At 68.2% G+C, this 22,297-nt stretch carries 14 protein-coding genes; 5 read left to right on the top strand and 9 right to left on the bottom strand.

Going from position 1 to position 22,297, the window contains the following annotated elements; translation table 11 throughout:
• Window positions 1-73 precede the first annotated feature (73 nt).
• Both B5F70_RS09880 and B5F70_RS09875 read right to left on the bottom strand, forming a co-directional pair.
• Entirely contained in the window at window positions 74-3,190 is a 3,117-nt protein-coding gene (locus B5F70_RS09880; protein ID WP_204557242.1) for a mechanosensitive ion channel domain-containing protein, read from the bottom strand.
• Between the two features lie 15 nt (window positions 3,191-3,205).
• The gene (locus tag B5F70_RS09875; RefSeq protein WP_241145972.1) at window positions 3,206-4,069 is read right to left on the bottom strand and encodes a transporter substrate-binding domain-containing protein; all 864 of its coding nucleotides are present in this window, start codon (window positions 4,067-4,069) and stop codon (window positions 3,206-3,208) included.
• A 163-nt stretch (window positions 4,070-4,232) separates the two neighbouring features.
• Here B5F70_RS09875 and B5F70_RS09870 point away from each other — a divergent pair, with 163 nt between their 5' ends.
• The 4 genes from B5F70_RS09870 (at window position 4,233) to B5F70_RS09855 (ending at window position 8,639) form a co-directional block, all read left to right on the top strand.
• The gene (locus tag B5F70_RS09870; protein ID WP_087205397.1) at window positions 4,233-4,634 is read left to right on the top strand and encodes a hypothetical protein; all 402 of its coding nucleotides are present in this window, start codon (window positions 4,233-4,235) and stop codon (window positions 4,632-4,634) included.
• Between the two features lie 135 nt (window positions 4,635-4,769).
• Complete coding sequence (locus B5F70_RS09865) at window positions 4,770-6,092, top strand: putative ABC transporter permease (RefSeq protein WP_087205396.1); 1,323 nt, start codon at window positions 4,770-4,772, stop codon at window positions 6,090-6,092.
• Window positions 6,093-6,107: 15 nt separating this feature from the next.
• Complete coding sequence (locus tag B5F70_RS09860; protein WP_087205395.1) at window positions 6,108-7,172, top strand: LysR family transcriptional regulator; 1,065 nt, start codon at window positions 6,108-6,110, stop codon at window positions 7,170-7,172.
• Between the two features lie 27 nt (window positions 7,173-7,199).
• Window positions 7,200-8,639, top strand: a complete 1,440-nt coding sequence (locus B5F70_RS09855) for a hypothetical protein (RefSeq protein ID WP_087205394.1) — start codon at window positions 7,200-7,202, stop codon at window positions 8,637-8,639.
• A gap of 418 nt (window positions 8,640-9,057) precedes the next feature.
• Here the strand turns inward: B5F70_RS09855 and tyrS are convergent, their stop codons facing one another.
• The 3 genes from tyrS to B5F70_RS09840 all read right to left on the bottom strand — a co-directional run bounded on the left by tyrS (window position 9,058) and on the right by B5F70_RS09840 (window position 14,523).
• Window positions 9,058-10,272 (bottom strand): tyrosine--tRNA ligase, encoded by a 1,215-nt coding sequence (gene tyrS, locus B5F70_RS09850; protein ID WP_164476615.1) that lies wholly within the window; start codon window positions 10,270-10,272, stop codon window positions 9,058-9,060.
• A 510-nt stretch (window positions 10,273-10,782) separates the two neighbouring features.
• The gene (locus B5F70_RS09845; RefSeq protein ID WP_087205393.1) at window positions 10,783-12,417 is read right to left on the bottom strand and encodes a hypothetical protein; all 1,635 of its coding nucleotides are present in this window, start codon (window positions 12,415-12,417) and stop codon (window positions 10,783-10,785) included.
• 9 nt (window positions 12,418-12,426) lie between these two features.
• The gene (locus B5F70_RS09840; RefSeq protein WP_158094984.1) at window positions 12,427-14,523 is read right to left on the bottom strand and encodes a peptidase U32 family protein; all 2,097 of its coding nucleotides are present in this window, start codon (window positions 14,521-14,523) and stop codon (window positions 12,427-12,429) included.
• 166 nt (window positions 14,524-14,689) lie between these two features.
• On the opposite strand from B5F70_RS09840, the gene B5F70_RS09835 reads away from it, so the two are divergent.
• Window positions 14,690-16,888 (top strand): PBP1A family penicillin-binding protein, encoded by a 2,199-nt coding sequence (locus B5F70_RS09835; RefSeq protein WP_087205391.1) that lies wholly within the window; start codon window positions 14,690-14,692, stop codon window positions 16,886-16,888.
• A 204-nt stretch (window positions 16,889-17,092) separates the two neighbouring features.
• Here B5F70_RS09835 and B5F70_RS09830 read toward each other — a convergent pair whose 3' ends face one another.
• From B5F70_RS09830 to B5F70_RS09815, 4 genes are all read right to left on the bottom strand, one after another.
• Entirely contained in the window at window positions 17,093-17,539 is a 447-nt protein-coding gene (locus tag B5F70_RS09830; protein ID WP_087205390.1) for an ArgR family transcriptional regulator, read from the bottom strand.
• Between the two features lie 99 nt (window positions 17,540-17,638).
• A complete protein-coding gene (locus B5F70_RS09825) occupies window positions 17,639-18,727 on the bottom strand; it encodes a glycosyltransferase (RefSeq protein ID WP_087205389.1) in 1,089 nt (362 codons plus the stop codon).
• Window positions 18,728-18,846: 119 nt separating this feature from the next.
• Window positions 18,847-19,656, bottom strand: a complete 810-nt coding sequence (gene truA / locus B5F70_RS09820) for a tRNA pseudouridine(38-40) synthase TruA (RefSeq protein WP_087205406.1) — start codon at window positions 19,654-19,656, stop codon at window positions 18,847-18,849.
• 86 nt (window positions 19,657-19,742) lie between these two features.
• Window positions 19,743-22,271: an energy-coupling factor transporter ATPase gene (locus B5F70_RS09815; RefSeq protein ID WP_158094982.1), complete on the bottom strand. Its 2,529-nt coding sequence runs from the start codon at window positions 22,269-22,271 to the stop codon at window positions 19,743-19,745.
• Window positions 22,272-22,297: the final 26 nt, after the last annotated feature.

The following is a 22,297-nucleotide window of genomic DNA, read 5'->3' as shown; positions in this document are numbered from 1 at the left end:
GCAAAACCGCACACGGGAATGCCGGGGGACGGTGCGGGCGGGGCAGCAGCCACAAGACGCCCGCGCGGTGCGGCTAGTGCCGACGGGTGTCGTTGAACTCGTCGAAGTCCTCGTTCTCGTCCGTCATGTTCTTGATGGCTTCCTTCTGCTCGGCGTTGAACTCGCGCGCCGCCGCCTTGTCGGCAAGCGTCGCCTTCTTGAACTCGATGGGCTGGTTCACCACGACCTGCGGATACGGGATGGAGATGTCGTACTTGTCGAACAGGAGCTTCATCTCGCGCATCAGGTCGCTCGTAAGGCCGCCGCGGTTGGACTCGGCGCACTCCGCCACGATCTTGATGTTGACGGCGTTGTCCGCGAGCATCGAGATACCGCGGTAGAAGGGGCCGTCGATGATGGCGGGCAGGCGCTTCTTCATCTCGGGCAGCTCGCGCGAGAGGATCGCCTCCACGCGCTCCAGGCTCTCGCCGTACTCGATGCCCACCTCGACGGCGGCGTAGCTCGTCTCCTTTGTCATGTTGACCACGTTGGAGACGCTCGAGTTACGCAGCACCAAGATGTTGCCCGAGCCGTCGTTGATCTTGGTGGAGCGCACGCCGATCTCGATGACGGTACCCTTGTTGCCGCCCACCTGGATGATGTCGCCCACGCGGAACTCGCCCTCAAAGATGATGAAGAGGCCGGAGATGATATCGGTCACGATGTCCTTGGCACCGAGCGACACCGCAAAGGTGAGCAGGCCCGCGGAGGCGAGCAGCGTCGCCGTGTCCACGCCGAGCAGCGCGAGACACCAGTACAGCATGCCTATCATGGAACCGTACTTGGCCACGCTCGAGACGAGGCGACAGATGGTGAGGCCGCGCGCGTCGAGCACGCGCCCCACGAGCGAGAGCACCTTCTGAACGATGGTGACGACCGTGAGCAGCACGCAGGCGAACATGATCGACGCGGTGATGGCGAAGATGTTGAGGCCATGCGCCCAGCCGCCGCCCAAGATGTAGGCGAACAGTGTCCCGGGCTCGAAGATGGCGTCCTTGCCGATAACCGCGATGGCCACCAAGATGGCGCCGAGCCCCACAAAGCACTTGAGCACGAAGCCGAGCTTCTGCTCGGGCGTCATCTCATCCCAGTGCAGGGAGCGGCTGAGCCAACGGGTCGCGGCGGACTCGGTCCGCACGCGACGGTCGTCGACCGAGACCTCGATCATACGGCGCGACTCGCCGCCGCGCGCACGGGCAGCCTCGGGCGCGGCGCCCGTCTGGGCGGTATCCCACACCATGAGGCCAAAGATCACGGCGAGGCACACAAACGCAATGGCGCCGGTGGTGAGCGTCATGGGGATGCGGTCGCCCATAAGGGCCCCCTCGCTGCCGGCGACAAAGATGTAGTAGTCCGCCGTCTCGATCGCGGAGGCGTAGTACGTCGTGCCGTTCACGGTAATGTAGTCGGAGAACCCGTCGCGCAGCTGGTCCTCGGTAAGGCCGCAGTCGGCGGCCTTCTTGCCGATGGTGTTGGCGTCGGGATAATACGCGAACGTGCCGTCGGCCTTATTGATGGCGAAGGCGAAGCCGTCTGCGCCCACCTTGACGCCGTCGAGCACGTGGTCGATCTGCACGCTCTGGAGCATGCTCTCCAGGCGGTCGGAGCGGATACCCAGCTGCACGAAGCCGGTGAGCTCGCCCGTCCCGTCATGCGTGGTGACGCCGATGTACTGCCTGAACTCGCCCGAGATCTCATCGGGCTGCGGCTCCTGCACGAGCGACTCCACGCCCTGGAGAAGCTTGCGGAACTCGTAGCTCTGATCTTGCGGGTCCTCGGAGAGGGTGAAGTTGGTGTAGCTGGAGTTGGTGGCGGTCATGGTGCCCGCGGCGTCGAACACAAACACCGACTGGACCTCGAGCGCATCGGCGAGCTCCTGCAGCTTCTGCCGGTTGGAAAGCTCGGGGTTGCGCTCGATGATGTAAGCCGCGACCTCGGCTTTCGACAGATAGCGCTCGTTGTACTGCGTGGTAAGGTCGTCTGCCGCCGCCTCGGTGCGCTCGATGGTGTCGGCGATATCGAGGACGCGCTCGTTCATGAGCAGCGATTGCGAGGACAGCGCGAAGAGCGTCTGCATGTAGAACGAGATGACGAGAACCGCAAGGAAGCCCACACCGCAGAGCACCGCGGCGCGCGGGGCGATGCGGCGGTTCAGGCGGAGCGTGCCCTGCGGCTTCTTTGCGGCTCCGTCGCCCGCCCCGGTCGCGCCGTCATGTCCCTCGCTCCGCAGCACGAAGATGCCGTAGAGCGTCACGGCGGCAACAACCACCACAAACACAAAGAGGATGACGCCCACGGTGATGGCGGTCGAGGAGACCATGGACGCCTCGGGCACGGCGCACAGATAGTACGTTCCGTCGATGAGGGTCACCCCGCAGTACAGCTCCTGCCCCGCCACGTTCATCGTCGCGTACGCGCCGTCCTCGAGGTCCGCCACGCTGATGCCGGCGTCGATGGCGTCGGCGCCCACGAGGTTCTCATCCGGGTGATAGGTGATGAGGTAATCCTGCGCGGACACGGCAAACACAAAGCCCGTCTGGCCGAGGGTGATGTTGGAAAGGACGCTCGCCACGGACCCGGACTGCGCGACGAGCTCGCGGAGCTCCGCCGGGTTCTGCTCGATGACGACCATCGTGTCGTCGTCGATACGGCAGGCGTAGTACCGGTCGAGCCACTCCTCTTCCGGCACCTCGATCTCGACCGCCTGGGAGGGCTCGTGCGTGTCGAACGTCTGACGCAGCTGGTTGAAGCGCGCGTAGGAGAACTGGGCCTTCGTGGGCTGCGCGGCGGCGATGACATCGCCCGCGCGGTTCACCACGAGCACGTTGTCGACGCCGAGAAGCTCCTGGTACGCGACCATCTGGGCGTCGGTCGCCTCAAAGCCCGTGCCATTTTGCGCCGCGTAGGCAACCTGCGCCGCCTTGGACTGGTAAATGGCATCGTACTGCTCGGTGTTCTCGACGGTCTCGCTCGCCGCGGCCTCCAGAAGCCCGGGAAGCGCCTCTTGCTCGGCGGCGATCTCGTCGGTATAGCCCGACCGGGAAAGGGTGTTCTGCATGCCGGTTAGCGCCACAGCCATGATTGCGACGCTCACGAGGGCCACGGCCACGAGCGCCGCGATCTTACCCGTCACCTTGCGGGTCATCTTCATGCGTATCGCCTCCCGTTAGTTCCACTTGTCGACGAGGGCATCGATCGTACCGTCGTCGAGCATCGCCTGGACGGCCTCGGCGACACGTGCCGAGAGCTCGGAATCCTTAATGGTGGCGACGCCGTAGGAAACCTCTTCGACGGTGAAGCCCTCGAGGATGGAGCGCTCGTCGTTCATGTAGGTATGGGCGATGGCGCCGTCGAGCACCATGGCGTCGACCTCGCCCACCTCGAGCGCGTCGGAGAGCTCCTGGTAGGAGGCGTACTGCCTGAGGCGCCAGGTATCGAACGTGACGTCGGAGTTGTCCTCGTTGGCCTGAAGCGGCTCTCCCGAGGTGAACCCCTCTTCGTAGAGCTTGACGCTCAGAAGCGGCGCGGCGTTGGACCCCGCCATGGTGCCGAACGTGCGGCCCACCAGGTCCTCGACCGACGCGATGAGCGAGGAGTTCTCCACCACCGCGATGACCGCGTCATCGTAATATGCCGGCGAGAAGTCGAAGTTCTTCAGGCGCGATTCGGCGATGGAGTAGCACGCGACCAGCGCATCGACCTGGCCGTCGAGCAGTATCTCCTTGCGGTCGTCCGGCGTAACGGTCGTGAAGGCCACATCCCGGTAGCCCAGACGCTCCGCGAGCTCGTTCGCGATATCGATCTCGAGGCCGTAATACTTACCGGTCCTCTCGTTGAGATACCCGAAGCCCACCACATCAGCACGCACGCCCACGCGCAGCGTGTCGGCCCCCGCCGCCGGAGCGGCCACCGCGGCCGACCCGCTTCCCGCGCCACTCGTCGCCCGGGGCGTGCAGCCCGCAAGGCCCGCGGGAATCGCGGCGACGAGCGCAGCCAGCGAGACGAAGCGTCTCCTGGAAATCATCTCCATCCCCTATCTCCTTATCATGTCATGAGGAAAAATGGCATACCAATCAAGTATCTGTGCTAGCCCTTGCACCCGCATGGGGTTCAATTTTTTGTTAAAGCCGATTCCGTTTGAGGGCGCGAAACGGTATAGAAGCGGAAGCGTCCCATCCAACGGAAGGTATCTCATGTCGACCAATCGCAAAGTCCTCAAAGTCGTGAGCATCGTACAAATCCTCGTCGCCATCGCGGCGGCCGCGCTCGGCGCCATCGCGCTCGCCGGAGCCCCGCTCGCCGAAGATGAGGCGGGCATCCTCGGCGTACTCGTCGTGAACATCGACGGCATCCTCTACCTCGCCTGCGCCTTCCTCACCTTTATCTGCGCGCTCATGGGCGTCCACGGGGCCAACCAGCCGAGCCGCCTGGGGAGCCATCGGCTCATCGCGATCCTGATCGTTCTTCTCGCCGTCGGCACGGGGGCCTTCGCCGGTCTCGGGCGGGAGATTCCCGTCCTGGCCGCCGTCATCGGCATCGCCGCGCTCTGCGCCGCCATCCTCGATGGCGCGGTGCGCAGGGAGGCCGATCTCTAGCATCCCGACCGCGCGGCCCGACGGGGCGATGCGCAACGCCGGGCATCGCGCGGCGCTGCGTTGCGCTACCATGGCGTTGGTTTTCAATCTTCGCCAGCACGTTCGTGCCTGAAACCGAATGTAGGGGATCTCATTATGGCTGCCACCGAATCGCACCCGGCTCCCACCGCCGCTGAGGCGGGCGGGCGGAACGTCCCGTTCATCTTGAAGGTCTACGGCGCCCTCTGCCTCATCGACGGCGTCGTCACCATCCCCATGGTCGTCCTGTTCGGCGCCATGGTAGCCTGGGCGCTCTCCGTCGACCCGTCGCTCATCACCATCGGCACCGACCCCACGCTCCCCGTGGTGATGACGGCGCTCTCCGTCGTCATCACCCTTGCGAACGCCTTCGCGCTCATCGTCTTCGGCATCTCGCTCATGAGGAGCCGGCGCCGCAACGCCGCCCGCTGGTCCTGGGCGCTCATCGCCGCCTCGGTCGTGCAGCTCATCATCTCCATCATGCTGCAGGGCGTCGGCACCCACCTCATCGCCCCCGCCATACAGCTCGCCATCCTCATCTCCCTCTCCGTCACCGTCGACCCGACGCTGCGCCACGAGCGCCACATGAAGCGGGTCCTGCGCGATGCGGAAGACCGCCAGGCCGCGGCGCGCGGCATGCTCGGGCGCGACCCGGAGGGGCGGGGCTACCTCGAGCTCAACTTCTTCAACCTGTTCTGGGTCTTCGCGGTGTGCTCCGTGCTCGGCCTCCTCATCGAGGTGGCCTACCACATGCTCGTCGTCGACCCGGGCGTCTACCAGGACCGCGCCGGGCTCCTCTTCGGGCCGTTCTCGCCCATCTACGGGTTCGGCGCCGTGCTCATGACCGTCGCGCTCAACCGGTTCTACAAGTCGAGCCCGGTCATCATCTTTGTGGTCTCCGCCGTCATCGGCGGGCTCTTCGAGGCGGCGGTGAGCTGGTTCATGCAGGCCGGCTTTGGCGCTGTGGCCTGGGACTACTCCGGCCAGACGATCCTCGGACTCTTCCCCGACCCCGTCGCGGCACTCATGGGCGGGCGCACCTCGACCCTCTTCATGTGCATGTGGGGCGCGCTCGGGCTCGTCTGGATCCGCCTCTGCCTGCCCCGGCTCCTCGCGCTCGTCAACCTGATCCCTTGGAAGCTCCGCTACTCGCTCACCGCGGTCTGCGCCGTCCTCATGCTCGTCAACGGCGTCATGACGCTCGAGGCGCTGGACTGCTGGTTCGAGCGCGTCTCCGGCGTGCCGGCCACCTCGCCCGTGGAGGAGTTCTACGCCCGATACTTCGATAATGAGTACATGGCGCACCGCTTTGAGAGCATGACCATCACACCGGAAGATTCCACGCGCGTCGATACCGCCGGCGAGCTTGCCGCAGCCGACATCGAGGCGGAAGGGCCGGCCGAACAAGCCGCGGCAGCGCTCGCCGAGGACAGCCTCTAGCGCACGGGAGGCCCGATGGATATTCGTCAGCTGCGCTACCTCTCCTCTGCCGCTCGTTCCGGCTCGCTCACGCACGCGGCCAAGGAGCACCACGTATCGGTGCAGGCGGTCTCCAAGGGCGTCGCCGACCTCGAGCGCGAGGTGGGCACGCCGCTGCTCACGCGCGATAACCGCGGCGTCCGGCCGACGGCGCTCGAGCGCGCGTTTCTCGAGCGCACGCGCGACGTGCTCGAGGGATTCAGCGCGCTCCAGGCGTTTGTCGCCAACATCCCCGGCGCCATGTGCGACGTCGTCGCAGGCGACGCCGCAGGCCGCCTCCTCGTCGCCTTCTGCGCGCCCGCCTTCACCAACGCCGAGCGCATCATGCAGAAGCTCTCGCGGTTCCTCTCGCACGCCACCGGCGTTCGCCTCGAGCTCTTCGTGTCACCGCTCGACGATGCGCTCGCCGCACTCGACGCGGGTGCCGTCGATGCCGTCATCACCATCGGCACCCATCGCTCGGCGCAAACGACCTGCACCGTCATCGGAAGCCTTCCCACGGGCATCGCCGTGCGCGACGACCACCCGCTCACCCGCCAGCGCGCCGTCGCCCTCGCCGACCTCGCCCCCTATCCCGTCATCTGGGCCGAGCCCTTCGACGGCGCCCGGGAATCGGTGCTCGCGCGCTATCTCGCGCAGGGACTCGCCTCCCCCGTGATACATGTCGATACGCCCGCCGTCGGCGCGGGCGGTCGCACGTCGCGCGCCATCGATGAGGGGGAGCGCGCCCGCGCGTACTCCATGATGGTGTACCTGCCGGCGCTCAAACGCCCCTTCCCCGGTTGCCGCGCCCTTCCCATCGCGACGCCCGATCAGATCCCCGTACCCATCTGCCTTGTCGCCAAGACCGACGCCCCGGGGCCCGCGCTCACCGCGTTTACCGAGCGCATCCCCAAGGTGCTCGCGTCCTTCAGCAGAAGCGACGTATCCGACGAGGCGGTGCGCGCCACGGCGCCCGCCGGCGCGCCCGCCGCAGTCGACGGCTCGCCTGCCCCCTCCTCCATCGAGGACCCGACCGCACCCATACCGCCCGCCGCGTAGCGCCCGAGCCGACAGAAACGAGCGACCATGCCCTCTCCCATGCCCTCTGCAACAGACGCCGCAACAGGCAGCGCCCCTACGAGCGACCCCGGCTCTCAGGCGGACACCGCATCGGCGCGCGCGGCAACCGCCCATGGCCGTGCGTCCACCCGGCGGCGCCACCCATGGCGGCGCCGCGTCCTCGTGCTGCTTCTCGCCCTCGCACTCGTCGCCGCAGCGGCGCTCGCGTTCGCCGTTCAGCACCGTCAGGAGCAGGAGCGCCTGGGCCTCGTCGCGGTGAGCGCGCCCGAGGCTCCCCGCACACTCGAGCACTCATCCGGCCGCACGGGCGCCTTCACCGCAGACGTGTCCTTCACCACCATGGCGACGGGGGCGGCGACCGTCACGACGCCCGTCCGATGGGACGACGCCTGGTTCTTCGAGGACCCCACCGCCTACAATCACGATCTCGCCCGCGCATGCGCGGTGCTCTCCGCGGTGGCCAACGCGGAGTCCGCCTACTATCAGGCCGGCTCCACCGCGCCCGCCTATCTGGAGGAGGCGCTGGCCACCCTCGGCTTCGATGACATCTCCACGGCGTCCTACCGCTACCGCAGCGAGATCTTTGACGAGGTGGTCGATTTCATCACCGGCACGGACGACGTCGTCGCCTACTCTGTCGCCACCAAGCGCGTGACGGGCCCTAACGGACAGGAAAAGACCCTCTACCTCGTGTCGGTGCGCGGCAGCTATGGCGCCGAGTGGCTGAGCGACCTCAATATGGGCGACGCGGCGCACTATGAGATGCAGGCCATCGACCACGAGGGCTTCATGCGCGCGGCGAGCGAGATCGTAGACGACCTCGCTCGCCGCATCACCGCCGACGTGCAGGATGCGGGCACTGGCGACGTGGCCCTTCTCTTTTGCGGGCACTCGCGCGGCGCCGCAACGGCAAACCTCGCCGCGAGCTACGCCGACGACATGACGCAGGGCCTGCGCGCCCTCGCCCCGCTGGAGAGCATCTATTGCTACACCTTCGCCACTCCCGAGCTCACCCAGATGGACACGGTAGGCGACGCGCTGTACGACAACATCTTCAATATCCTGAACCCGTCGGACATCGTGCCGCGCATGCCGTTGGCAAGCTGGGGCTATGCTCGCTACGGGCGCGACCTTGCGCTCCCCGGCTTTGGCGACGAGGGGTTCGACGAGCGCTTCGCACGCATGCGCGCGGCGTTTAAGGAGCTGTGCGGCGTCGAGAACCCCTACGTACCCGAGGACCGCGTGCAGGTCGATGCGCTCATCGAGAACATCGGTGCGGCGGTGCCCACCGCAGACGATCTCGCCACCCCGGGCGGCGTCGCGTCCACTGTGGGCAACCTCTTTTCTCAGATCAATCCCCTGCAGGTGCTCTACGGTCACTACCCGAGCGTCTACATCGCCTGGATGTACGCGCTCGATGCCGCGGAGCTCTCCCCGGCATCGTAGGCGGGCCTGCCCGGGTCCTGCGAGCAGGGCGACAGCCGATGCGCAGCACGCCCCCACGAAAAAACGCCGGCCGGCCTTCACCGCGGGTGCTCGCTCCGGCAGCAGACGCGCCAAGGTAAGGAATTCAAGCCCGCCCTCGCTGAAGACGCTTTTGCCGCCAAGGTTTGACCGGCGTTTTTGATGCGACCATCGCCCCGTCTTCCCGCACACCCGCCGCGAATTCCTTACCTTGGCGCAATGCCGAGCGATGCCTGACAAAAAACGCCTGCAACACCGCCGAACAACCCTCCGTGCGGCCTCTTCTGACAGACGAGATGCGCGAACCCGACCGCTCGCGCTGCCCAAAAAAAACGCCCTCGTCCCAATTTGCGGGACGGGGGCGTTCTTGATGCGGGTCAGGCGCCAACCGCGCCAGATCCTACGCCAGGCGCGCGAACTTGCGCTTTCCCACCTGGAGCACGGCGCCTGCATGCAGCAGCGCCGGATCGACGTTGTAGCTCTTGGGGGCGACGGCCTTCTGGTCGATCTTCACGCCGCCGCCGTCGATGAGACGACGCGCCTCGCCCATGCTCGAGGCGAGCCCCGCCGCGTGCAGAACGCCCGCCAGGTACACGAGGCCCTCGTCGTTGGGCGTGAGGTCGACCTCGACCTCAGCGATGTCCTCGGGCAGCTGGCTCTCCTTGAAGACGCGGTCGAACGCCGCCTCGGCCTCCTCGCCCGCGCCGGCACCGTGGTAGGTGTCGCACAGGTCGCGGCCGAGCGCGCGCTTGAGCTCGTAAGGGTCGGCAGAACCGTCGGCGAGCGCCGCCTCGATCGCGTCGACCTCGTCCGGGGTCTTGGAGCTCGCGAGACGGTAGTACTTGCCGATCATCTCGTCCGGAATGGACATCGTCTTGCCAAACATGTCGGCCGGCTCATCAGTGAGGCCGATGTAGTTGCCGTACGACTTGCTCATCTTTCGCACGCCGTCGGTGCCCTCGAGCAGCGGCATCGTGAGCGCCACCTGCGGCTCGAGCCCCATCTTCTCCATGAGCTCGCGGCCGGCGAGCAGGTTGAAGAGCTGGTCGGTGCCGCCCATCTCCACATCGGCGCGGATCTGAACCGAGTCGAAGGCCTGCATCACGGGGTAGAGGAACTCGTGGAGCGCGATGGGGGTCTGGCTCTGGTAGCGCTTGGTGAAGTCGTCGCGCTCCAGGATGCGCGCCACGGTGAACTTGCTGCAGAGCTCGAGCATGCCCTTCAGGTCGAGCGAGAGGATCCAGTCGCCGTTGTGCACGATGGTGGTCTTCTCGGGATCGAGAATCTTCATGGCCTGCGCCACGTAGGTGGCGGCGTTGGCCTCGACCTCCTCCTGCGTGAGCTGCGGGCGCGTGGTGTTCTTACCCGAGGGGTCGCCGATCATCGCCGTGCCGTTGCCGATGATGAGGGTGACCTTGTGGCCGAGGTCCTGGAACTGGCGCATCTTGCGCAGCGGCACCGCGTGACCCAGGTGCAGGTCGGGCGAGGTGGGATCGACGCCGAGCTTGATGTTCAGCGGGACACCGCGCTCCAGCTTCTTTTTGAGATCGGCCTCGGGCACGATCTGCGCGGCGCCCGAGGTGATGATACGCATCTGCTCGTCGACAGAGAGCATAGGTTCCTCCTGCGTTCTAGCACCCTCGCCCTCGCAGGGGCGGCCGGCGGCATCACGCGCGGGCGCCCGGGGCGGTGCTGGGTCTTTGCGTACAACGTTTCTAGTGTAGCGGAGGTCTGGCGCGTGGGGCAGAAAAAGCACGGGTATTTCCAACGCGCGGGCGCGGTGCCCGCAGGCGGCGCCGCCCCTCTCGTTGCGGTCGCTTTCGCATGCCGGGGGTGCGCGTCGCGAACTATGTGCCGCACCGGACCATGCGCTGCACACTACCAAGCAATTTGCCAAGTGCTCGGTACATAATCGCGTGCAATGAACCCGATATTGTACAAACAGGGTGTTTTTCTAGCCCCGGGTTCATTACAAGCGTTTTTGTAACGCCATCTAGCTGGGGTTCTTCTGCGCGTAGATTTCCGAGTACATTATCGGGTTCATTGCCGGCGAAAAGGTACCGCGGGCGCGAGCGCGGCGGCTCGGGCGCGGGCGCGGCGGGCGTTCCACCGGCGTGGCCCGCCGCTACAGTGCGGCGTGGTACCCGATGATGGAGTCCTTGCCATACCACTGCGCCAGGCGGAAGTTGATGTAGTTCGCCATGTTGTCGCGGATGTCGCCCATAAAGAGCACCTTGGGCGCCGTCGTGATGAACGGCACCTCCACCTCGGCGGCATCCGACTCCTCGATGAGCGCGATGCGGTCGCGAATCTGCGCGTCGTAGGCCGCCGCCTCGCCGCTCGCAAGCGAGCGCGCCGCCGACACCGCCACGAGGTCGTCCGCATGGCGCTCGTCGAGCGCGAGCGCGCCCACCCCGAACGCGAGCACGACGAGCAGCGCCACCGTAAGGGCGCAGCGCGGGGCCGGCGCGCAGGCGTGCGAGACGTCCGAAGACGGCGCGGCGGCAGGTGCCGTGTGAGCGCCCGGCGGAGCGGCGGCAGCCTCGCGGCGGCGGACCCACCAGCCGCCCACCCAGGTGGCGCAGATCACCACGAGCGTCACGAAGAGGTCGTAGCGGATGTTCTGCACGCGCCCCGGGCCGACCGTCCCCATCGAGAAGAACGTGGGCGTAAAGCTCGCGGCGAACAGGGCGAAGGCCGCAACGATACCCGCGCCGGGCAGGCGAAACGACAGGCTTGAGCGCGCCGCCGCGCGCACGAGCGGCGGCAGCACCAGGGCGAGCATGAGGACGAGAAGCCCATTGGTCCAAAGGACGAGGTACTCGCCCGCCGCAAACCCGCTGCGCAGCAAGGTGGACAGCACGCCGAGGCCATCGCCTGCAAACTGCGTCGCCTGCCGGGCGGCATTACCCGGCGCCGCCACCGAGGCGGTGAACCCCAGCGCGAAGGCGACGAGGGCCGGTACGATGAGCAGATGGCGCCGCGTGGCGCCCTGGGGGCCCAGCGCCGCGCACAGCCACGCGCCCGCAAGCGCGAGGGCGGCCACGAGCGCGGTCACGAAGTTGCCGCCGGCCACGACGGCGGCGAGGGCGGCGAGCGCCACCGCACGCACGGCCGTGCCGCCCGGGGTGTAGGCGCCCCGGCGCGAACCGCCGCGCAGCATGCGCACGGCAAGCCCCATCATCACCAGAAGCAGCGCATGGTAGAACGTATAGTAGATGGCCGAGTTATACCACCAGATGCCCTCTACCGGGCTCGGCATGAGCTGCGTCTCGAGCAGCAGCACCCCCGCCGTGACGCTCACCCACACCGCGCGCCCCGCCCCGAGCACGTCCCGCACCAGCACGCTCGCCGCGTAGGCCGTCGCGGCGATGAGTGTCGCCATGATGCCGACGGCGCCCGCGCCATAGAGCTCCTCGGAGAACACGCCCGGCTGCAGCGCCATGAGAAAGATAGCGGAATAGGTGCCCTGCCAGGTAAAGAAGGCGTCGATGACCTCGGCGACCGCGGCGGAGAGCGCCGAGGCGGCGCCACCGCCCGCCGCGAGCGCGAGGTGCACGTTGACGCTGTAGTGCCAGTCGTCCGCGTAGCTGTGGTCGTACGCGGAGATGGCGACCATCGGCACGAGCGCCGCAGCCAAGAGCGCGACGAGCGCGACGGCGAGCACCCGCTCGGAGCGCACGCGTTCGAGCCGCCGCACCGCGGCGAGGGTGCGCGCGGCAAGAGGACGCAGGACGGAGGAGAGCAGACGGTCGGACATGTTCCTCCTTTACCGGGCGGGCCGGCCGAGCGGGCGGGGCGAATCGGCGGGTAGGGCGGGCGCGAAGATGCGGGAGCGGCCGAGGGCGTCGGTCGCAACGGCATAGCGCGCGCCGTCGGCGCCCACAAGGAAGCGCTCCTCGGCGCGGCGCCGGCACGTCGCGCACGCTTGGTCGCACGGGCCCTCTGCCGTAAGGACGCAGTGCTCCATCACCATGAGCTCGGCCGCGGGGAGCGCGAGGCGGCCCACGGGCGCCAACGGGGCGACCGCGGCGGCGAGGCCCGCCGCCTCCGCCGCGGAGAGCTCGTCCGAAAGCCAGATGCGCGCCGCCCCCGCGCGGACGAGCACGCCCACGGCCGCCTCGTTCTCTGCATACACGGGCGCCGCCACGTCGAAGCGCACGCCCTCCGCCCGGCAGAGGGCTACCTCGCCGAGGTTGCGGCAGATGACGCGGCGCGCCGTGCGCACCAAGCTCCGGCAACGCCCCTCGTCCCCTTCGCGAAACACCGCGTCGAGAAGGACCGTCAGCCGCGGCAACATAGGCTCCCAGGCGGAAGCGCCGTCCATAAGGCGCCACGCCTCGACCGCGACCTCGGCAGTGCCCGCCTCCAGAAGGCGCGCCGCGGCGGCAGCGGTTCGCGTAAAGCGGGGACTCACCGCCAGCGGCACGCGGCCCGCGCGCACCTCACCGGCAGCGCCCGTGCCCTCCGGCGCCGCGGCGGGCGCTTCCGGCAGCTCGGGAACGGCGGGCACGGCGAGAGCCGCGGCCTCGGCCGCCAAACGTGCGAGGGCGGCATCACTTCGCGCGCGCACGGCGGCGCTCGCCGTCAGGTAGACGGCGCTTCCCGGCGCAACGCGACGCTTGCAGGCGACCTCGACCCGCTCGCCCGCCCGGGCGTCGACCGTACAGGGCACCAGCGGCCAGCGGCGCGGCACGTCCGCCGCGGCGTCTGCGGGGAGCACCGTATGGATCTCGAGCGTATCGCCCGCCGCGACGTCCGCCGTAAGCTCGACCGTCACCTGCCGGTGCCCGCGCGCGACGACCGTTCCCACCGGCACGCCCTGGTTGCACGAGCGCTCGAAGCTCATGAGGGCGCGCCCCGTGCCCGCCCGGTCCCCGCGCGGGTAGGCGTCCGTAAACCCGCGGTTGAACGAACGCCCCACCCGCTCGATAAGCGCGTCGACGGGGATCTCCTCCCCCGCCGCGAGCGCGTCGAGCGCCGCACGGTAGGCGCCCACCACGTTGTAGACGTAATCCGGGTTCTTCATGCGGCCCTCGATCTTGAGGGCGCCCACCCCCGCCCGCACGAGCGCGGGCAGCGCGCGCAGGCCGAGGTAGTCCTTTGGGCAGAGGAGCTTATCGCCCGCCGTGCGCGCACACGGGGCACCCGAGGCGTCCGTAAGCGCCCACGGCTGCCGGCAGGGCTGCGTGCAGTCGCCCCGCATCGCCGAGCGGCCGCGGGCATGGGCCGAGAGGCCGCACGCGCCTGAGTAGCAGATGCAGATGGCCCCGTGGCAGAAGGCCTCGACCTCCACGCCCGTAGCGCACGCCCGGGCGATCTCTGCCACCGAGAGCTCGCGCGCCACCGTCACGCGGGAGCAGCCGAGCTCCTGTGCCGCCCACGCCACCGCCGGCGCGGCCTGAGCCCCCGCCTGCGTGGAGAGGTGGAGCTCGGCGGCGGGGAGGTCGCACGCGAGGCGGGAAGCGAGGCCGAGGTCTGCCACGATGAAGGCGTCCGCCCCGGCGGTCATGGCCGCGCGCGCGCAGGCGACGGCGCGGTCGAGCTCGGCGGTGTAGACGAGGGCGTTCAGCGTCACGTACACGCGGGCGCCCCGCGCATGGGCGAGCGCGCACGCGCGGGCGAGCTCGGCGGCGGTGAGGCCCGGCGCGGCGGCGCGCGCGTCAAGGCCGGGCGCGGCGAGGCCCGCATACACGGCATCGGCTCCCGCGGCAAGCGCCGCGAGCAGCGCCTCGAAGGAGCCCGCCGGGGCCAGGAGCTCCGGCAGGCGCGCGACCCCGGCGGCACGGGCCCCCGCGCCGGAAGGCGCCTGCGGCCGCCCTGCGGGCAACTCGGCACCCTGTCCCCTATGCTCGCAGCTCGCCACCGACATCACCTCCATATGCACGCGGTCTGGAAAATACCTGCCAGAAGAATACACGAGACCACGTGTCCGCGCGTTGCGCTATTGTGTTCAGTACATATGCACGCAGCAATCCTCGACGCCGTGCTCACCGTGCGGGCCGTCGACGGAAACCTACGGGAGGTCTCTTATGGGTCCACGCGAGCGTCAACTTCGGGCAAACGCCAAGACGCATCTCGTCCCTGCCATCGTGGCGTCGTTCTTCGGCTTTCTCCTCATCACGGGCATCGCCTTCGGCATCGGCATGCTCGGCAACGTGAGCCGCTGGCTGGAGGACCTGCCCGACTACACCAACACCGACCTCTACCTCACGAGCGAGCCCACCACGATTCTCGACGCGCAGGGCAACACCATCGCGACGCTCTACACGCAGAACCGCACCTCGGTCACCATCGACCAGGTGTCGCCGTACGTGCTCGACGGCACGGTCGCCACCGAGGACGAGCGCTTCTACCAGCACAACGGCGTCGACCTCATGGGCATCGCGCGCGCCGTGGTGGTGCAGCTCACCGGTGGCCACGAGGGCGCCTCGACCATCACCCAGCAGCTCGTGCGCAACACGATCCTTTCCGACGAGCAGTTTGACGACACGCTCGAGCGCAAGGTGCGCGAGGCCTACCTCGCCCTCAAGATGGAGGAGATCTACTCCAAAGAAGAGATCCTCATGATGTATCTCAACACCATCTACTACGGCCATGGCGCCTACGGCATCCAGGCGGCGGCGGAGACGTACTTCTCCAAGAACGCCACCGACCTCACGCTCGCCGAGGCCGCGCTTCTGGTCGGTCTCCCCAACTCGCCGTCGATGTACGACCCCACCGTCAACATGGACCTCGCCACCCAGCGCCGCAACACCGTCCTCGACCGCATGCTCTCCAACGGCAAGATCACCCAGGAGGAGCATGACGCCGCGCAGGCGGAGCCCGTCACCCTCGCCGTCACCGAGAACTCCTCCACCGGCGTCGAGGTGTACGCGCAGCCTTACTTTGTTGACTACGTGCGGGCGCTTTTGAACGAGCAGTTCAGCTACGACACCATCTTCTCCGGCGGCCTCACCGTCTACACCACCATCGACCCCACCGTTCAGTCCGCTGCCGAAAGCGCCGTCGTGAGCCAGCTCGACCAGTACGGCATCGAGGGGCTCGACGCCGGCATGACGGTGCTCGAGAACAACACGGGCTACATCCGCGCCATGGTGGGCGGACGCAACTACTACGCTGACGACGACCATACCAACCATGCGACCTCGGCGCGTCAGGTGGGCTCTTCGTTCAAGGCCTTCACGCTCGCCACGGCGCTCAAGCAGGGTATGAACCCCAATATCCGCATCAACTGCGGCTCCCCCATGACGTTCAACAAGAACTCGGCCCAGCCGGCGCGCATCGAGAACTACGGCAACCAGAGCTACGGCACCATCTCCCTTGCGCGGGCGACCGAGCTCTCCTCCAACACCGGCTACGTGCAGGTCGAGCTGGCCGTGGGCATCGATAACGTCATCAGCACGGCGCGCGACCTCGGCATCTCCGCTCAGATGGACCCCGTGCTCTCCCTCACGCTCGGCGTGCCGAGCATCTCCACGCTCGAGATGGCCGAGGCGTACTCCACGTTCGCCACGGGCGGCTACCACCGCGAGGCCGTCGCCATCACCAAGATCGAGAACCGCGAGGGCGAGGTGGTGTACGAGCATCAGGACGCGCCCGAGCAGGTGCTCGACACGAGCGTGACCCAGGCGCTGACCGAAGTGCTCGAGGGCGTCATCAACCACAGCGGCGCTACGGGCACGGCCGCGCAGCTTTCGGTCGACCAGCCGCTCGCCGGCAAGACCGGCACGACGGACAACACGGCCGACCTGTGGTTCTGCGGCTACACCCCGCAGTACACGGTGTCGGTGTGGACGGGCTACACGCAGGGCTCCGTCCCCATCTACGTCTACGGTCGCGAGGCTCTCGGCAGCGACTTCACGCTGCCCATGGCGCGCAACACCCTGAACGCCATCCTCGCGGGCGTGCCGCGGGCCGAGTTCCCCACGAGCGACACGTCCATCAGCTATAAGGACGACTCTGTCTGGGAGGTCGAGGGCAACTCGCTCGTCGGTCGCAAGCAGGAGGCGGACACCTCCGAGGCGGACACCTCCGAGGCCGAGAGCCCCGACAGTCCCACGACGCCCACCGACCCCTCCAGCCCGACGAGCCCCTCGACGCCGCCGGCGCCTACCACCCCGACTGACCCCACGACGCCCACCGACCCAACCACACCCACCGACCCCGATCCGGAACCGGAGCCGGGGCCCGAACCCGAACCGGAGCCCGACCCGGGACCTGCGGCGTAACGCCGGCCGCGGGCGTCTCTGCCGCACCGGCGCGCACCTTTTACCAGCAACGGGGCCCCGCGGGGCCCCGTTTTTCTATACCTCTGTTTGGCCGGCGTGGAACTCAGTGCTTGCGCGTATGCAGGTAGTAATAGACGAGCAGCGCCACCAAGGCGATGGGTAGCAAGAGCAGCAGGGCAAAGAGCCCTATGTGCAGCGCGGCGATCATGCGGCATCCTCCCCTCGCACCAAGAGCTCGCGGAGCGCTGTCTCGACGCGCGCGCCGCCCTCCTCCCCGTCGGCAATCACAAGCACGGTATCGTCACCCGCAATAGAGCCGAGGATATCGGGCAGGTCGGCCGCGTCCACCGCGGCGGCGATACCCGATGCGAGCCCCGGCTGCGCCTTGATGAGGACGAGATTCCCCGTCCGCACCACCTCGGTTACCATGTCGGCCACCATGCGCTTCAGGTGCAGGTCCTCCGGCAGCGCGTACACGCCGTTGGGCATCTTCCTCAGTCCCATGTCCGCCACATCGCGCGAGACGGTTGCCTGCGTGCAGTCAAAATCCCGGGCACGCAGCTCGGTCACGAGCGCACGCTGCGTGCGCACGGAGCCGGTGCGCACGATCTCGCGAATGGCATCGCGGCGGCTGTTGCGCGTCCTCGCCATAGATAACTCCCCTCGTTCTGCATCAACATTCTCATATTATGCATAAAACGAGGTAATACTAACAGATTACTGAATATTTTACGAATCGCAACACAGCGACTAGGCTACCGCCGCGCGCCGTCGCGCGAACAGCTCCTGCGGGGCGCCCATCCAGGCGGCCACCCGTGCCGAGAGGCAGCAGGCGAGCGCGTTCTGGCGCACGATGGGCCCGTACATGAGGCCCATGGCGCGGCGCGCCTCCCCATCTGCGTTGAGAGCGGCAACCGCCTCGCGGGTGTCCCGAGCCTTCAGGATGTCGCGCACGCGCGCACAGCGCTCGATAGACGAGATCGCGCGGCGCGCGCACACCTCGTTGATGCAGGCGATCACCTGGTGAAGATGGTGCCGATTGACGGCAAGCATCGCCTCATCCCCGGCGCCCCAGCGGTGCATGAGGTCGAGCAGCAGCGCGCGCTCGCGCCCACACGCCTCGATGCCGGCCTGTTCGGCTCGAACCGCCTCCGCACCGCCGCTTGCATGGAAGCGTGCGGCGGGCACCCAGGCGGCGCGCTCGCACCCCTCGAGATACGCCGCCATATAGGCGCTCGGATCCGGTTTGAGGTTCATGCGCAGCGCCAAATCCTCGATGCGCGACCGGCTGAGCAGCCGCCCGGTCACCGCATCGAAGGCACCCGCCTCGACCCATGTGGCAGCGGCGGAGCTCACCTCTGACGCGGTGCGGTACAGCCGCGCGTCCGTATCTTCGGCAAGCGCGGCCGGCATCCCCAACGCATCCCCCACCCAAAGCGGCAGGGCGAAGTCGAGGTCACCCTCCTCCGTCACCTTAAGCAATGTCTCCAAGGCTCGGGGGCCAAACCAGTCATCCGCATGCATGAACAGCACGTAATCGCCGCGAGCCACGGCAAGCCCCGCATCGAAAGCGGCTGCCGCGTGTACATCGTCCACATCGACGAGCTCGATGCGAATGTTGCGCTCCGCGGCTCGCTCGGCGATGGCTCGTGTGCGATCGGCAGAAGGCATAAGGGCGATAACGAGCTGCAAGCGATCGAACCGTTGGCCCAGCACGCTCTCAAGCGCGCGCATGAGCGTCTCCTCACCGTCGCGCGCTGCGAGTATGACCGATAATCGGGCGCGCTGTGATGCTCGGATCTCCACGCCTGAGCCTCCCGGTTGCCATATGCCTTCCATACTTTGGCTTATGGTATCACCGGGGGCGGACACGCAATTTAACCCCGCTCTCCTGCACGCCGCGCACAAATGTTCATCACGCCGACACCACACTTCGGTATCGGAGCGGCTGGCAGGTCTTACACCACGGGCGTGAGCTGCCCGGCGTCATACACCACATCGGAAAACACGAGACCGTCGGCGGGCGCCGTGGGGCCGGCCGCCGTGCGGTCGCAGCGAGCGAGCACCTCGCCCACCCACGCCGGGTCCCGCCGGTGAGCGCCCACCTCCACCAGCGTGCCCACAATGGTGCGCACCATAGAGTGGAGAAACGCGTTGCCGGTGATGGTGAAGGCGAGCACCTCCTCACCCAGCTCGGACGCGCGCGCAAACGAGGTGTGCATGACGTTGCGGCACGTAGGTTTGCCCACAGCAGAGGCGACCTTGCAGAAGCTCTTGAAATCGTGCTCACCGATGAGATGGGCCGCACCTGCGGCCATCGCCTCCTCATCGAGCGGATAGCGGTGCCACCACACATGCGGTCGGGTGAGCACCGGACGGTCCGGACGGTCGGCGATACGATAGATGTAGGTGCGGGCGCGCGCATCGAAACGTGCCGAGAAGCCCGCCGGAGCGGTGTAGACGGCGCGCACGGCGATGTCGCGCGGCAACAGGGCATCCATAGCGCGCAGCCAGCGCCGCTGGGTGAGCGCGAGCTCGGAAGGGTCCTCCACCGGAAAGCTCACGTACTGGCTGAGCGCATGCACGCCGGCGTCGGTGCGGCCGGCGCACGTCAGGTCGACCTCGCGGCGGAGCAACGTCTCCACCGCCCGCCGCAGCTCGCCGGCAACCGTCACCTGGTCGCGCTGCTCGGCAAACCCGGCGTAAGCGGCCCCGTCGTAGGCGACGCGCAGCACCAGCGTGCCGAGCGCCCCGTCTGCCGCCCGCATCCCGTGCGCTCCCCCGTCATGCGTAAGGCGGGACTGCCCGGCCTGCGCCGCATCCTGCATCCTGTCCATAGGGTCCCTTCTATCTGCTACGAGCAAAGATACGATACCGCAACGAGCGCCGCTATGCCGGCAAGTCCCCCGGCGAGCGCCAGCCGGTCGAGGCACGCAAGCGGCCGCGGGTCGCGCGGGGCGCGGCGGCTCTCGTGATAGCAGCGCGCATCCATGGCGGCCCCCAGACGGTCGGCGCGGCGGAAGAGGCCCACCATCACGGGCACGAGGACCGTCTTCCACACCTGTATGCGAGCGACGAGCCCTCCCTCGTCAAACCGCACGCCGCGCGAGCGCTGGGCGAGCTCCACCCGATGCACCTCCTCGGTAACCAGCGGTATGAAGCGCAGGGCGAGGGACAGCACCATGCCCAGCTCCTCCACGGGCACGCCCCACCGGGCGAGCGGCGCGCCCAGCCGCACGACGGCATCCGCCACCGCCACCGGTGTGGTTGTCGCCGTGACCATCAGCGATGAGACGAGCATGAGCGCGATGCGCGCAACCGCCACCGCGGCGCGCAGGCCACCCGCGATCGACAGGCCCCATGTGCCCGCAAGCGCCACGTCCGCCGTCCCGTCGCACGAGACGAGGTTGGCGGCCACGATAATCGCCATGAGGACCGCCGCGCGCCGCACCGCGCGCAAGAGGGCCCGCGCGCCCATGCCCGCGCGCAGGGCGAGGGCGCCCGCTGCGACCGCCCAGAGGGCGAGTACCGCGAGATTCCCCGTCAGGAAGACGCCCGCGATACCCACCAGGAGCAAGATGATCTTCACGCGCGCATCGAGCCTCCCGCGAGGCTCTTCGGGCATCAGGTCCCGCTGCTCGCGCTGCGGGGCCCCAGAGGGCTTCTCAGGGCCCCTCGTCGCATGGCTGGAAGCTCCCTCTCCCGACATCTCCGCGACGGGCTCCTCCCCTGCAGGCGGAGCCGACATGAGCGCTCTCAGGCGCCAGGCCTCGGGCGCGGCCAGCCCCGCGCGCGCAAACGCCTCATCGAGATGCACGGGGCCTCCTCTTGGAACCGCCCGCACGCCACCGCCCTCCATCAGAAGGAGCTCGTCGGCCACCTCGAGCCATTCCTCCAAGTCATGGCTTATGACGAGCACGGCGCGCCCTTCCCGGGCGAGCCCGCGCACCACCGCATGCAGACGGCGGCGCGAGGCCGCGTCGAGGCCCGCCGTCGGCTCGTCGAGAATCACCACCGGCGCATCGAGCGCCAGCACGGCCGCAAGCGCCGCGCGGCGCGCCTGCCCGCCCGAGAGCGAGAACGGGTCGCGCGCAAGAAGCGAGGTGTCGATCCCCAATGCCTCGGCCGCAAGCGCCGCGCGCCGGTCGACCTCCTCCGCCGCACAACCCAGGTGCTCCGGACCAAACCGCAGCTCCGCCTCGACGCTATCCAAAAACAGCTGCCCCTCGGGGTGCTGAAACGCCAGGGCCACGTCGCCCGGGGCAACCGGCCCCTCATGCGCACCGCAGGGCGCCTCATCTGGCTGGAGGAGCGCAACCGCGCCCTCCTGCGGCTCGCGCAAGCCCGCGAGCACGGTGGCGAGCGTTGACTTGCCCGACCCGGAAGCGCCAGCGAGAAGCGCGACCCGGCCCTCCCTCAGGATGACGTCGGCCCCGCGCAGCACCGGACGCGCGTCATAGCTCGCCAAAACGCCCTCAGCGCGAAGGCGCACGGGTGCATCCGCGCACGGCGCTTCCGCCGCATGTTCGGGCGCAAGCGCACGCTCGACCGCTTGCTGCGCCGCCACCCCCGCGGTCCTGAGCCACGCGGCCACCGCTTCGGGCTCCACCCCGGACGAAAGCCGGTATCCGGCGTCAAAGGCGGCAGCGAGCCCCCGTGCATAGCCGCTCTCGAGCATCAGCGCCTGGAACCGCGCGCGCTCCCTGCCCACAAGCTCATCCGGCGTGCCGGTCCACACCGTACGGCCCGCCTCGAGCACCACCACCCGTGTTGCCGCCAACGCCTCGAGCGGGTCGTGCGTGATGGTCATGAGGCCCATGTTTCTCTTGGCAACCAAGTGACGCATAAGGCGCCGCAGGGCCGGCCGCTCAGCGCTGTCGACCATCGAGGACGCCTCATCGAGCACCAGGTAGGACGGCTCCATCGCAAGGACGCCCGCGATGGCCAAGCGCTGCTGCTCCCCGCCTGACAGCGCGTTGACATCGCGGTCCTCATAACCCGCGAGCCCGACGGCGGCGAGAGCCGTGTGCACGCGACGCCTCAACTCATCGCCGCGAACGCCGAGGTTCTGCGGTCCAAAAGCCACCTCATCCGCCACCACAGTCGACACGATCTGGTCCACAGGGTTCTGCATGATGAGGCCGACCCGACGGCGCACCTCGTCGCGGGCGCCCACGTCATGCGGGTCGATTCCGTCAACGCGCACCGTACCCGCATCGGGCATCAGCGCGCCGGCAGCCAGACGTCCCACCGTGGACTTCCCCGACCCGTTACCGCCAATGAGGGCGACGATCTCGCCGGGCGCGACCGTTAGGGAGACGTCTGCCACGGCGGGCCCTTGCCCCTCATACCCAAAGCACACCTGGTCCAGCTGAAGCATCATCTCCCCCTCCCTGCCATCATGCGTGC

Origin of the sequence: Collinsella sp. An268 (assembly GCF_002159765.1) — a bacterium.
Classification (GTDB): Bacteria; Actinomycetota; Coriobacteriia; order Coriobacteriales; family Coriobacteriaceae; genus Coprousia.
Note: the sequence above shows the minus strand (reverse complement) of the source record. Positions and strands in the feature narration are given on the sequence as shown.

What these genes read in the sequence shown, in the direction of transcription:
- B5F70_RS09875 (WP_241145972.1), bottom strand. Translation starts at nt 4,069, where the DNA reads ATGGAGATGATTTCCAGGAGACGCTTCGTCTCGCTGGCTGCGCTCGTC.
- B5F70_RS09855 (WP_087205394.1), top strand. Translation starts at nt 7,200, where the DNA reads ATGCCCTCTCCCATGCCCTCTGCAACAGACGCCGCAACAGGCAGCGCC.
- B5F70_RS09860 (WP_087205395.1), top strand. Translation starts at nt 6,108, where the DNA reads ATGGATATTCGTCAGCTGCGCTACCTCTCCTCTGCCGCTCGTTCCGGC.
- B5F70_RS09880 (WP_204557242.1), bottom strand. Translation starts at nt 3,190, where the DNA reads ATGAAGATGACCCGCAAGGTGACGGGTAAGATCGCGGCGCTCGTGGCC.
- B5F70_RS09870 (WP_087205397.1), top strand. Translation starts at nt 4,233, where the DNA reads ATGTCGACCAATCGCAAAGTCCTCAAAGTCGTGAGCATCGTACAAATC.
- B5F70_RS09825 (WP_087205389.1), bottom strand. Translation starts at nt 18,727, where the DNA reads ATGGAAGGCATATGGCAACCGGGAGGCTCAGGCGTGGAGATCCGAGCA.
- B5F70_RS09845 (WP_087205393.1), bottom strand. Translation starts at nt 12,417, where the DNA reads ATGTCCGACCGTCTGCTCTCCTCCGTCCTGCGTCCTCTTGCCGCGCGC.
- tyrS (WP_164476615.1), bottom strand. Translation starts at nt 10,272, where the DNA reads ATGCTCTCTGTCGACGAGCAGATGCGTATCATCACCTCGGGCGCCGCG.
- B5F70_RS09835 (WP_087205391.1), top strand. Translation starts at nt 14,690, where the DNA reads ATGGGTCCACGCGAGCGTCAACTTCGGGCAAACGCCAAGACGCATCTC.
- truA (WP_087205406.1), bottom strand. Translation starts at nt 19,656, where the DNA reads ATGCGGGCGGCAGACGGGGCGCTCGGCACGCTGGTGCTGCGCGTCGCC.
- B5F70_RS09815 (WP_158094982.1), bottom strand. Translation starts at nt 22,271, where the DNA reads ATGATGCTTCAGCTGGACCAGGTGTGCTTTGGGTATGAGGGGCAAGGG.
- B5F70_RS09865 (WP_087205396.1), top strand. Translation starts at nt 4,770, where the DNA reads ATGGCTGCCACCGAATCGCACCCGGCTCCCACCGCCGCTGAGGCGGGC.
- B5F70_RS09830 (WP_087205390.1), bottom strand. Translation starts at nt 17,539, where the DNA reads ATGGCGAGGACGCGCAACAGCCGCCGCGATGCCATTCGCGAGATCGTG.